This window comes from Legionella sp., assembly GCF_047605385.1.
GTDB lineage: Bacteria > Pseudomonadota > Gammaproteobacteria > Legionellales > Legionellaceae > Legionella.
The window spans coordinates 1-12,772 of sequence record NZ_JASGFU010000067.1 but is presented as its reverse complement, the minus strand read 5'-3'; the positions used below and the strand labels follow the sequence as shown (position 1 = coordinate 12,772).

Here is a 12,772-nt window from a genome sequence, read left to right as displayed (position 1 = left end):
ATCAATCTTGCCTGTTCCGGTCAGGAAAAACGCACGATGTCTCAATGCCTTCGCTGTTTGCAGCAAGAGGTTTCGGTAATTTCTTATGCCCCTGAGGTTTTGGTTAACGATTTTAGGCAAGCAGCGCTCAGCACGCACATGAAATTAGTAGATGATGCCTGGATGCTTCATACAAAATTGTTCCAATTCTTAACGTCTTTAGAACTATGAAATATAAAAAGTAAGCATCTCTTAGAAGTGTAGGAATAACATAGGTTGGTGCTAAGCGTAGCGCAGCCCAACATGCTGAGCTACGCTTAGCACCAACCTACCTAATAATAAGTATTTGGGTGTTCTCTATACAATCGTTTGATTTAAGCTAAATCCATTTAAAATTCCCGGAGTAAAAGGATTTACCTGGTTATTGGTTTTTAGTAAATATCGTCCAGAATTACTATTCACTTCAAAGAGAATCTGTAGACTCGAACTGTCCTGTTCATCAACGAGTACATTTACTTTTTCTAACAATTTAAATAAAGCCCAATTGCCTTGCTCTGCGAGTTCAAAATGGTTGCCATCAATAGAATTCAAGGCCAATCGCGCATTAGCTTGAGGCCATGTGAAGCGCGTTAATGATTCGCTGCTTTGACTGTCTGTTAATTGGTTATTGCCAATTTCCAAGGTCAAAGTGGCAACAATGGGATCCAAATTGATTTTTTGCAAGCTGAATTCAATTTTACTTTGTCCAGTTGGTTCAGGAAAAAACATAGTAGTAATAATATTTGCTCGTACTAAAGCATCCAACATTTCCGGGGCAATAGGCATAATGGTGTCATTTATTGCTTTAGATTTCCATTCGGCACTGGACATGTCCAAAAAGGGTTTTACAAAATCATTAATAAATGAATTCAAGGAGCCATTGGTGGCAAAAAAGTGATTGAAATCATTAATGGCAATTTCATCTGATTGCGCTGAATCAAAGGGGTAACGTTTGGCAATCGTGTTTTGATACTCTTGAAATACCGTTTGTTGCCATTGCGTGTTAATGTACTGGCGACTGTCTCTAATTAAAAGCGTCCAGGTTTCACTGGCCAATTGCTTGGTCCAGGAATTTAATGGCTCTGGTAAAAGGCGTGCCTGATTATAAAGCATGCTTACTGGATCGGTGGCTGCATCGCTTATAAAACGTGCTTTCGTAATATTAAATGCAGTTTTTCCACCATCATTAATCATTGATAAAGTCGAAATAAAGCGCTCCAGATCCATGATTTTTAGACTCAACTCTTTGGTACTGGACAAACTCATCAAATTTAAATCGGTAAATTGGTTGGCAACCAATTGATTAAACTGTGAAGCATTATTGGTTAAATCAGCCTTTGTTTCTTCCTGGATTAAATGAACTAAATTATTCATTGCCTGTGATTGCTCTAAATTCTTGGCAACTTCACGGCCTTCTTGATAACTTTGATAATGTGCAGGTTGTGATTTACGCATAAAGGTTTGCCACCAGGTCACGTAATCAAAACTATAGGCTTGAGCCAACATATTGGGTAAATCAGATAAATCCTGGCGTGCAAGTACCCAATTTTCTTGTTGTAGTTGTTGACTCATCTTGGGAATCGTTTGAATGATTTGATTAAAGCCTGCTTTGGTAAAATAAACGGGAACTTCATTTGTTGCCAAGATAAAACCATTAGCTTCAATTTTAAGTGTTTCGTGAGGGAATGATTCTTTGGCAATCGAATAATAAAAATAGCTAGTAGGCAAGGCATTTAAATAATTACGTGCATCACTGATTACTTGTGGTTTAGTGACCAAATTTTGCGGAGCTTTACTTAAGGACTGTTTGAGCAAAGCCATTTGCTTTTTAAGCTCGATTTCTGGCAGAGTATGCCATTGTGCAGCAAACCAATCTTCCACTTGCTGCGTGGAAAAATGCTCCGGCTGACTTAGCATGAGATACACTTTGAGCGCCTTGTACCGAATAATCGGGGCATTACCCGGATTACTAATCGCTTCTTCAAGTTCAGCACTTAATGAAGGTAAAAATTCACCATGTAACCGATTTTGAGCGCTGTAGTTTAAATTGATTTTTAATTGGTGAACTGTTGGCAAGGATAAGGGGTCACTGGTAATATTTTTTAATGTTTTAGCCGCATTAGAAAGATGGTACAGAGCTTGTTTGTCTTTATCCTTTTGGCTTTTTAAGGTGTCAAAGGCCAGAAGTTCCTTGCTTGCCTCATCCAGGAAATGTAGCGCTTTATAATGATGATAAGTTAAAACACAGATACTTATCCCCGCAATTGCTGCAATAAGAGCGATCACAGGTTTCTGTGAGAATTTGTGTAATTGTGGGATCTGACTGCATTGTTCTTGAATGGATCCTAGGGCACCCTCAACAAAAAATGCTCTAAAATTGTTTGCTTGAGGAAAGGTATCTTGTACCACGAGTGCGTATTCATGCTGAATTTTTTTGTTTAACCGATCAATACTGGTTCCGCTTTGCTCAGCACTGGTAAAATAAATGGCGTATAAGTTAAAAAGCTTAGGTGAGATCCCTTGCAATAATGAATGAATTGCTGGGCGCAGACTGGCGACTTGAATTGGGAGTTCACGAATCATGCTACGTCTCATTGTTGAACGAGCCGGATGCATCTTATTAATGATTTGTTGGCCAATAATCTCGATGAGTTGATTGAATTGTTGTGTAAATGTCTCGATTTTTTTAGCAGATTCATTAAGGCAATCTAAAGAAAAACCAAGTGGCTTAGCTAAGTCTGAACTATGATTGGATTGATAAAATTCAGTAAAACCTGCCAAAGTATCCATTTTGGTGATGATTAATGCCAAGTCCACCTGATAACCCAGATTAATTCCCCAGCGTTCCAGCAATTGTAAATGTGCTTTTCTTTGTTCAGCAAACTGGCTACGATCGGGTATAAGTAAATCATTCACATCAACGCATAAGACAAGGCCCGTGATTTTTAAATAATAATTACAACGATTTAATTGCTTGAGGGTATTTTGTAATAAGGTTTTGCTGTTGGTGAACCAGCCCTCACCAAGTTCTATCATGATTCCTTTAGTGTTATAGTAAATCTTGGCATGCTGTTCGCTAAACACGGGCAACTCTTCCATATTCGCTTGCTTAAGTAAAGCTGATTTGCCCTGAGCATGTTTTCCAGTAATTACCACAAAAGACAGTTGATTACTTTGTGGTTTTAGTTTAGTAAGTATTTTTTTTATGGCGTCAGATAATGCGCGTAAAGAGTTATCCATTAGTTATCCAGCATGGCAAGTTGGGAATGACCGAACAAAACGTTTTTTGCTTTACTTTCCAATAAAAGATGGCTGGTAAAAAAAGCAAGCGTGACAATTGTAGCGGCAACCACCAGCGTGATTACTGCGTTTTTATAATCTTTTTTAATGACCTTTGGTAGTGGATTTTCGTTAAATAAGCGATGCGGTTTGTTAAAACGATCACGTTGGATGATTTGATAGAGATCTTCAATGTAATTGTCTAAAACCTGACGCCCATCTGCTTTAAGGTGGTATTGTCCTTCAAATCCAGCAATGAGGAAGAAATAAACTAATTCGATTAAATCAAGATATTGGCTAGGCCTTTCTTTAATGTAATCTACAATTTCAAAAAAACGTACTTGTGGTTGGGCATTATCATTAGTTAATGGGGTAAATGCCTTAAATTTTGCAGGAGTATTATAGACGCGCATGTAACTTTTGCCTAATATTTCATCAATTGTGGCGGACATTAAGTAATGCGCTATACCGATTAAAGGTTCAGGGTATCTTGTAGCATTTAATTTACAATGAAATGCTAATAACTCGTGCTCTATATTTTCGCGGATACGTTCAACAGGTGGTAATGTTTGACTAAGACAGAGCCGCTCCAGTAAGGAGAGTAAGGGACCTGCTGCAGTAACTAAGGAGTTTGCAGAAAAAGGAACCATGAATAATTTGGAGCGATAATAACCTTGGGGAACTAATAAAGTACCTGAATCAACAATGGAATTACTGACAAGCGAGGCGGAATAATGCTCAGCTGTCATGGTTGTGCTCCTAAAACTTAGTTTGCAATGCCTTTTGCATGATGATTAAACTTAAATAGAAGATAATACGTATATAATGCGTGGAGTTCAAGTCTCTAATTGCTGTTCTCCTTGTTGCATCACTGAAATAGGTAACCCGAAAAGTAATATTTTATTTGCATCACGTGACTACAATGGGGTAATATTCGCCTTTGCTGTATATAGAACTATTTTGGTACTATATTTATAGTATAAGAATATCTATTAATTAATCTCGAATTGTGTCTTTAAATAAGACTTATTTAGTACTAGATTATTTGATCTTGGAGTGTTATGCTGCGCATCAGCAAATTGGCCGATTATGGAACAGTTGTCATGGTGTATCTCGCCAGGCATGCGCACGATTTATGTAATGCGCGTGATATTGCTTTACATACACATTTGACTGTACCTACGGTAAGTAAAATTTTAAAACGTTTAACCAGTGCAGGTTTGTTAACGTCAGTACGTGGAGTCGCTGGCGGATATCGGTTGCGGCAGTCTGCTGCTGAAATTTCCATAGCGCAAATTATTTTTGCGTTGGAAGAACATCGTGGTTTCACCGAATGCAGTTTGCAGCCTAATGATTGTTCGTTACAAGGAGTGTGTACTATTCAGGGTAATTGGCGATTAATTAGCCAAGCAATCGAAACGGCGTTGGATAGTGTGAGTTTGGAAACCTTGGCAAAACCAACTCTGCATGCACGTGATGTTGAACGTGTGCGACAATTAGCAAGTGGAGTCAATCGTGGCTAAAAGCAGTGAGCAAATTAATTCTCTGCTCGATAGAGAATATCAACATGGTTTTATAACCGATATTGAAGTAGAAACCTTCGAACCTGGTTTGAATGAAGAGATGATTCGTCGTTTGTCTGCCATTAAAGGGGAACCAGAGTTTTTACTTGAATGGCGTTTAAAGGCATACAGGCACTGGCTGACGATGGCTCATCCAGAATGGTCCAGTGTCCATTATCCACCAATAGATTACCAGGCAATTTCTTATTATTCTGCGCCTAAAAGCAAAAAAGATGCACCCAAAAGCCTGGATGAGGTAGATCCAGAATTATTAAGAACTTATGAAAAATTAGGTATTCCTTTAAGAGAGCAAGAAATGCTTGCAGGTGTTGCCGTTGATGCTGTTTTTGATAGCGTTTCTGTAGCCACAACGTTTAAAGCCAAACTTGCAGAAAAAGGCGTTATTTTTTGCCCATTTTCTGAAGCGGTGCATAAATACCCTGATTTATTAATGAAATACTTGGGTTCAGTGGTTCCTTATCGCGATAATTTTTATGCTGCTTTAAACTCAGCAGTATTTAGCGATGGTTCTTTTGTGTACGTACCCAAAGGTGTGCGTTGTCCCATGGAGTTATCAACTTATTTCCGTATTAATGCTGCGTCTACCGGACAGTTTGAACGTACTTTAATTATTGCTGATGAAGACAGTTATGTTTCTTATCTTGAAGGCTGTACTGCACCAATGCGTGATGAAAATCAATTGCATGCTGCAGTAGTAGAGTTGGTTGCCTTAGATGGTGCACAAATTAAATATTCTACAGTACAAAACTGGTACCCTGGTGATAAAGAAGGCAAAGGTGGTATTTACAATTTTGTGACTAAGCGTGGTGCTTGCCGTGGCAAACGTTCCAAAATTTCATGGACGCAAATTGAGACTGGCTCTGCTATTACCTGGAAATATCCAAGTGTGATATTGCAAGGTGATGATTCAGTGGGTGAATTTTATTCGGTTGCCTTAACCAATAATTTCCAACAAGCTGATACGGGTACTAAGATGATCCATATTGGTAAAAACACCCGTTCAACGATTATCTCTAAAGGCATTAGTGCAGGACGTGCACATAATGCGTATCGTGGTTTAGTACGTATTGCACCTACCGCGGCCAATGCACGTAATTACACCCAATGTGATTCGATGTTAATGGGCTCTGAGTGTTCAGCACATACATTTCCTTATATCGAAGTCAAAAACCCTACGGCGCAAGTAGAGCACGAAGCGACTACTTCGAAAATCAGTGAAGAGCAATTGTTTTATTGTCAACAACGTGGCATTGAAACTGAAGATGCAGTGTCTATGATTGTAAACGGTTTTTGTAAGCAAGTATTGAAAGAGTTACCTATGGAATTTGCGGTAGAGGCCACCAAATTACTGGGTTTAAGTTTAGAAGGGGCAGTAGGCTAGATTATGTTAAAGATCAATGAATTAAATGTTGAAGTGAATGAACAAGCGATTTTAAAAGGTATTAATTTAACTGTAAATCCTGGTGAAGTTCACGCCATTATGGGCCCTAATGGTTCAGGTAAAAGTACTTTATCTAAAGTATTAGCCGGCCATCCTTCTTATCACGTAACCAGTGGTGAGATGACTTATTTAGGTCATGATTTAGCGCCTTTATCTCCCGAAGAAAGAGCACGAGCCGGCGTATTTTTATCCTTTCAATATCCTGTAGAGATTCCTGGGGTAACCAATATTAATTTTCTTAAAGCGTCAGTCAATGCAGTGCGTAAAGGTCAAGGTAAAAATACTTTAGATGCCATTGAATTTTTGACTTTTATTCGTGAAAAATGTGCTCTATTAGACATGGATGAAAGCTTTTTATATCGCAGCATTAACGAAGGATTTTCAGGCGGTGAGAAAAAGCGTAATGAAATTTTACAAATGGCTGCCTTAGAACCATGTCTAGCAATTCTTGATGAGACTGATTCAGGTTTGGATATTGATGCTTTACGTATTATTTCGCATGGCGTTAATGCCATGCGTTCTCCTGAGCGTTCTATTATTTTAGTCACTCACTACCAACGCTTGTTAGATTATATTGAGCCTGATTTTATTCATGTTTTAGTGAATGGTCGTATTATTATGTCCGGTGACAAAACGCTTGCGCTTGAGTTAGAGAAAAAAGGATATAGCTGGCTTGAGGAAATGGTGTAGTGATGAATGAACTATTGGATTTTTATCAGCAACAGGCAGCGGGCAGTGTTTCTACTGTGCCTTGGCTTGCTCAGTTGCAATCTACTGCTTTAGCCAATTTAAATAACTGCGGTTTTCCAACTCGTCATGATGAGGAATGGAAATACACTAATGTTGATGAATTATTAAAGAAAACCTTTACTGCTTATGATAAAGAAGTAGCTGCCTTCGCTCCTAAAGCCTCTGACTTACCAGTAGGTCAACATATTGCTCTCGATAATGGGCATATTTTTGGTGTTAGTGAGCTGAATAAAGTATTGCCTAAAGGAGTGATGGTTATGCCGTTGGCTAGCGTGTTAGCCAACCAGCCAGAGTTATTAAGACCTTATTTAGGTTCTATTTTAAAACAAGAACATGGATTCCATTTTTTAAATACAGCAATGATCCATTGTGGTGTTGTGCTCTACATTCCTGAAGGGGTATGCATTAATGAGCCTATTGCTTTAAGCCATGTTCAAGATCAGCAAAATCAGGCAGTATATTTACGCCATATTATTATTGCTGAAGCCGAAAGCCAGGTTACAGTAGTTGAAGATTATCAAGGGACAGAAGATACTTGTTATTTGACCAATACGGTTACGGAAGTGTTTTTAGGAGCCAAGGCGCAGTTAATTCATTGTAAAATCCAGCGCGAAAGCAAGGCAGCTTATCACTTAGGGCATGTGTCTGTAAAACAAAGTGCGTATAGTGAATTTGTACATCATTCATTAAGCTTAGGCGGCAAATGTGTGCGTTCTGATTTGAGCTTATATTTGCAAGAAGAAAAAGCACGCTGCTTGATGAATGGGATTTATGCTCTCATTGCAGGGCAGCATGTGGATCACCACACTACTGTTCATCATCTGGTACCTAATTGCAGTAGCGAACAAGATTATAAAGGCATTTTAGCGGGGCGTTCGCGTGCAGTGTTTAATGGTAAGGTTTTTGTTGCTAAAGATGCGCAACATACTGATGCGAAACAACAAAATAAAAATTTGATGTTGTCTGCTCATGCTGAAGTAGATACAAAACCACAGTTAGAAATTTATGCTGATGACGTAATTTGTTCTCATGGTGCTACAGTAGGGCAGCTGGATGAAGAAGCGTTATTTTATTTGGCAACACGTGGTATTGATCGTGTGGAAGCATCTCATTATTTGATTGAAGCTTTTGCCAGGGATAATTTGCGACTTATTTCGCATTCTAAGCTGGCTGAATATATGAGCCGTTTATTAACAAAACAATTGGGGTAAGCACATGGACACGATTGACTCATTAGTTGACACTTTCGATATTGCCACAATTCGCAATGATTTTCCTATTCTTCACCAAAAAGTAAATGGGCATGATTTAGTATATTTTGATAATGCAGCTACGACACAAAAATCGTGTTCTGTGGTTGATGCCATTGTGCACTATTATGAGCAGGATAATGCAAATGTGCATCGTGGAGTACATGCTTTAAGTGTAAGAGCGACCGATCTTTATGAAGGAGCACGAGCTAAAGTAAAACATTTTATTAACGCGTGCTCGGCCCGCGAATGTATTTTTGTTCGTGGAACTACAGAGGCAATCAATTTGGTTGCGCAAAGTTATGTGGCACCACGTTTATCACCTGGCGATGAAATCCTTATCACTCATATGGAACATCACTCTAATATTGTCCCCTGGCAAATGGTATGTAAAAAAACAGGAGCCAAGTTACAGATTGCACCTATTAGCAAAGAAGGCGAGATCTTGTTGGATGAATTTGCTAAAAAATTAAATGAGCGTACTCGTTTTGTGTCTATTAACTATGTTTCTAATGCTTTGGGAACAGTTAATCCTGTTAAAAAAATGATTGAATTAGCGCATCAATATGGAGTGCAGGTATTATTAGATGGAGCACAAGCAACGGCTCATTTGCCTGTGGACGTACAAGCATTAGGTTGTGATTTCTACGCTTTTTCTGGCCATAAAATGTATGGTCCAACCGGTATTGGGGTTTTATGGGGTAAAGAAGCCCTTTTAGATGAAATGTCGCCTTACCAAGGAGGAGGAGAGATGATTCATTATGTGAGCTTCAATGCAACAGAATATGCCCCTTTACCGCAAAAATTTGAGGCAGGAACACCCAATATTGCTGGTGCAATTGGATTAGGAGCTGCTATGGATTATCTATGGTCTTTGGATTTAGAGGCAATAGCGGCTTACGAACAAGAATTATTGGAATATGCAACTACAGGTATACAATCTCTTGGTGATTTTCGCATTATTGGTACGGCAAAACACAAAGTACCAGTAATTTCTTTTATTCATGAGAATATTCACGCGCACGATATTGGTACCATTATGGATAGTAGAGGTATTGCTTTGCGTAGTGGGCACCATTGCGCGATGCCATTAATGGAGTTTTTTGGCGTGCCTGCAACATCACGTATTTCATTATCTTTTTATAATACGAAAGAAGAAATTGACTGTTGTATTAACGCTTTAAATCAAGTGAAAGAGGTATTTGCATGAGTGCCGATTTACGTGAGCTCTATCAAGAAATCATTATTGATCATAACCGTAATCCACGACATCACTACGTGATGGAAGATGCAACTAATCAGGCTAATGGTTTTAATCCATTATGCGGAGATAAATTAACCGTTTATGCCAAATTGGAAGGGGATAAAATTACTGATTTGAGTTTTTTAGGCTGTGGTTGTGCCATTTCACAAGCTTCGGCCTCCTTGATGACCGATTCAATCATTGGGAAAACAGTTGCTCAAGCGCATGATTTATTCCACCGTTTTCATCATATGCTGACGCAAAATGAAGAAGGACAGTTAATGATGATGGATAAATTAACCGTATTGGCTGGGGTTAAAGCATATCCTGCACGCGTAAAATGTGCCACTTTAGCTTGGCATACTTTAGAGGCGGCTTTGAATAAGGACATTAATATAGTTAAAACAGAATAGGTTAATGGGGACTATCTATGTTTGGCTTTAAGAAAAAACAAAATACGGAAGCGATGCACGAGGCCATAGTTCAGGCGCTCAAGGGCGTTTATGACCCTGAAATTCCGGTGAATATTTACGATCTGGGTTTAATTTACACTATTAATATCGATGAAGACGCTCAGGTAATTATTCAAATGACTTTGACGACTCCAGGTTGCCCGGTTGCACAAACTTTTCCAGGGACTGTAGAGCAAGCTGTCAATCAAGTACCAGGTGTACATGAGTGTACTGTTGAACTTGTTTGGGAGCCTCCGTGGACTCAAGATCGCATGACCGAAGCAGCAAAACTTGAATTAGGAATTTTTTATTAGACATGTGGCAACCTTCAGCATCTATTGAATCACTGCGCTTACGCGCCCGATTAATTGCTAAAATCCGTGCGTTCTTTAATGAACGTGGCTATTTAGAAGTAGAAACACCCATTATGGCACGTTATGGTACTACGGATGTTTATTTAAGTAATATTAAAGCAAATTTTCGCGACAAACCCTATAGCTTACAAACCTCACCGGAATACCATATGAAACGCTTATTGGCAGCCGGGAGTGGGCCTATTTTTCAATTAGCCAGGGTTTTTCGTGACGATGAATTAGGGCGTTGGCATAATCCAGAATTTACTTTATTAGAATGGTACCAATTAGGTATTGATCATTACGCTTTGATGGAAGAAATGGATTTATTTTTACAAACAGTGATGCAGTCAAAACCATTGATTAAAAAAACCTATCAGCAAGCTTTTATGGAGGCTTGTGATATCGATCCTCTCACGGCATCTATAGCCCAATTACATCAAGCTTTGGTACGTTTTGATTTGGATTATGTATTTTCTCCAGAAGAACAAGATAAAGACCAATTTTTATTTTTATTGATGAGTCATGTAGTGGAGCCGTTTTTAGCTGATGAAGAAGCACCCGTAGCAGTATACCATTTTCCTGAATCGCAAGCGGCATTGGCAAAAGTAAGTCAGGGCATCGCTGAGCGCTTTGAGATTTATTACCAAGGAGTTGAATTGGCTAATGGTTTTCATGAATTGACTGATGCTCAGGCACAAGAAAAACGTTTTCGCCGGGATCAACAGATTCGTGCAGAAAAGGGCTTTGCAGAGGTTGAGGCTGATCAATATTTACTTCAGGCATTAGAACATGGCTTGCCTGCATGCAGTGGTGTGGCTTTGGGGGTAGATCGTTTATTATCCTTGGCTTTAAACCAAACAGAAATCGCAAAAGTAATTTCTTTTTATTTTTCAATTGCTTAAAAAATAAAATGTAACAAGGTATACAACTAAATCGAGGAGAGACCAGTCATCTCAATAGACTGTTTCCCCGTGTTTCTGGTATAAAAAAACACACCACACTTCCAGTAATTGTCGCATACAGGGCAATATAGATTGCCGGACTAACAGACCATTGAGTGATCTGCATCAACCATTCACTAATTAGAGGGACTGTTCCACCAATCAAGCCATTGCCAATGTTATATCCTAATGAAATTCCAGTATAACGAGTTGCCGCAGGAAAATTTTCAACAATAGTAATTGGTGTTGCTCCTTGTTCTAATGAACTCGCTAAAGTAAAAAATAATAAAATGCAAATCACCGACGGCAGCCAGTGATATTGTAAGCAAATAAATCCAGGGATTACTCCAAAAATGATTAATCCTGAAGTAAATAACAACATAGGCTTTCTTCCCAATTTATCACAAAGAAGCCCGGCAAGGGGCATCAACATAATCATCAGCACTAATAAAAAAGACATGAGTATCGACGTCTGATGTAAGGAAAAAAAATTGTTCTTTTGGCTTAAAAAAATGGGCAAATAAATAAAGGTAAAACAATAGAAAGTGCTGCCCATACATACTAATCCTATAGTACGTAGTAATTCTGATAAATGATATTTAAATACGTTTTTAACTGGATCCTTAGCAAGTAAGTTATTTTGTTTTAACTGTGCAAATATATTCGTTTCGCTAAGATTTAAACGAGAAAAATAAATGACGAGGGAGAGGATGCCACCAAAAATATAAGGAACACGCCAACCCCATTGAGCTAAGGTATTTTCATTCGTTAATTGACTCATTAATAAGCCACTTAATGCCGCAAGTAAAATGCCTGTGTTTGCTCCCATACTGGCAAAAGCAGTGAATGTTGCACGATAATTCTTTGGCGCGCTTTCTGCTAAATAAATAATATTACCACTGTATTCACCACCGATACTAATTCCTTGCCACAGACGCACAAGGGTAAGCAGAATGGGTGCAAGAACTCCTACCTGTTGATAGGTGGGTAAAAAACCAATAATAAATGTGGGCAGGGCGATCATTAAGATGGACCATCTTAATGTTTTACCATGGCCATACTTATCACCAAGATAGCCAAAAAGTAATGCCCCTAGTGGGCGACATATAACACCTACCGTAAAAACACTGAGGGTGGCCCAAATTGCTGCTTGGGTATTGATACCTGAAAAAAATAGTTTGCTAAAAAGAGGAGAAAAAAGAGTAAATAAGCCAAAGTCATACCATTCAATAACGCTTCCTAGACTTGAGCTTAAAATAAGACAATATTTTTTCACACGCATTCCTTCGCGATCTTGAATTGATCAGAAAGACATTAAATCATATTTTAGCATGCTATTGTTAATTGATTTAATTTAAATCATTTTTTGATGTAGGGTAGGATTTTCATTTTCATTTATGTCCCTAAATGTAACTCCCCAGGTATTTAATTGAGCTCACCGGCTTCCCCTCTCCACCGC

At 38.6% G+C, this 12,772-nt stretch carries 12 protein-coding genes; 9 read left to right on the top strand and 3 right to left on the bottom strand.

What is annotated here, in order from left to right; all coding sequences use genetic code 11:
* A partial coding sequence (locus QM652_RS12100; protein ID WP_415076153.1) for a hypothetical protein occupies nt 1-210 on the top strand: 210 nt, incomplete at its 5' end.
* 126 nt (nt 211-336) lie between these two features.
* On the opposite strand, the gene icmF is transcribed toward QM652_RS12100, so the two are convergent.
* Both icmF and icmH read right to left on the bottom strand, forming a co-directional pair.
* The gene (gene icmF / locus QM652_RS12095; RefSeq protein ID WP_415076151.1) at nt 337-3,258 is read right to left on the bottom strand and encodes a type IVB secretion system protein IcmF; all 2,922 of its coding nucleotides are present in this window, start codon (nt 3,256-3,258) and stop codon (nt 337-339) included.
* The gene (icmH, locus tag QM652_RS12090) at nt 3,258-4,046 is read right to left on the bottom strand and encodes a type IVB secretion system protein IcmH/DotU (RefSeq protein ID WP_415076149.1); all 789 of its coding nucleotides are present in this window, start codon (nt 4,044-4,046) and stop codon (nt 3,258-3,260) included. The genes icmF and icmH overlap by 1 nt, the downstream gene beginning before the upstream one ends.
* 312 nt (nt 4,047-4,358) lie before the next feature.
* Between icmH and QM652_RS12085 the strand changes: the two genes are divergently transcribed.
* The 8 genes from QM652_RS12085 to epmA are packed head-to-tail and all read left to right on the top strand — an operon-like array spanning nt 4,359 to nt 11,274.
* On the top strand, nt 4,359-4,820 hold the full coding sequence (locus tag QM652_RS12085) for an SUF system Fe-S cluster assembly regulator (RefSeq protein WP_415076147.1): 462 nt from the start codon (nt 4,359-4,361) through the stop codon (nt 4,818-4,820).
* The gene (gene sufB / locus QM652_RS12080) at nt 4,813-6,261 is read left to right on the top strand and encodes a Fe-S cluster assembly protein SufB (RefSeq protein WP_415076145.1); all 1,449 of its coding nucleotides are present in this window, start codon (nt 4,813-4,815) and stop codon (nt 6,259-6,261) included. The genes QM652_RS12085 and sufB overlap by 8 nt, the downstream gene beginning before the upstream one ends.
* A gap of 3 nt (nt 6,262-6,264) precedes the next feature.
* Nucleotides 6,265-7,011 carry a Fe-S cluster assembly ATPase SufC gene (gene sufC / locus QM652_RS12075; protein WP_415076143.1) on the top strand — a complete coding sequence of 249 codons (747 nt, stop codon included), beginning with the start codon at nt 6,265-6,267 and terminating at the stop codon, nt 7,009-7,011.
* Nucleotides 7,012-7,013: 2 nt separating this feature from the next.
* Nucleotides 7,014-8,282, top strand: coding sequence for a Fe-S cluster assembly protein SufD (gene sufD / locus QM652_RS12070; protein ID WP_415076141.1), 1,269 nt, complete (start codon nt 7,014-7,016; stop codon nt 8,280-8,282).
* 4 nt (nt 8,283-8,286) lie between these two features.
* Nucleotides 8,287-9,531, top strand: a complete 1,245-nt coding sequence (locus QM652_RS12065; protein WP_415076139.1) for a SufS family cysteine desulfurase — start codon at nt 8,287-8,289, stop codon at nt 9,529-9,531.
* Entirely contained in the window at nt 9,528-9,977 is a 450-nt protein-coding gene (gene sufU / locus QM652_RS12060; protein ID WP_415076137.1) for a Fe-S cluster assembly sulfur transfer protein SufU, read from the top strand. Before QM652_RS12065 ends, sufU begins: the two co-directional genes overlap by 4 nt.
* Before the next feature lie 17 nt (nt 9,978-9,994).
* Nucleotides 9,995-10,330 carry an SUF system Fe-S cluster assembly protein gene (locus QM652_RS12055; protein ID WP_415076135.1) on the top strand — a complete coding sequence of 112 codons (336 nt, stop codon included), beginning with the start codon at nt 9,995-9,997 and terminating at the stop codon, nt 10,328-10,330.
* Between the two features lie 2 nt (nt 10,331-10,332).
* The gene (gene epmA / locus QM652_RS12050) at nt 10,333-11,274 is read left to right on the top strand and encodes an elongation factor P--(R)-beta-lysine ligase (protein ID WP_415076133.1); all 942 of its coding nucleotides are present in this window, start codon (nt 10,333-10,335) and stop codon (nt 11,272-11,274) included.
* A gap of 46 nt (nt 11,275-11,320) precedes the next feature.
* Here the strand turns inward: epmA and QM652_RS12045 are convergent, their stop codons facing one another.
* Complete coding sequence (locus QM652_RS12045) at nt 11,321-12,589, bottom strand: MFS transporter (protein ID WP_415076131.1); 1,269 nt, start codon at nt 12,587-12,589, stop codon at nt 11,321-11,323.
* Nucleotides 12,590-12,772 lie beyond the last annotated feature (183 nt).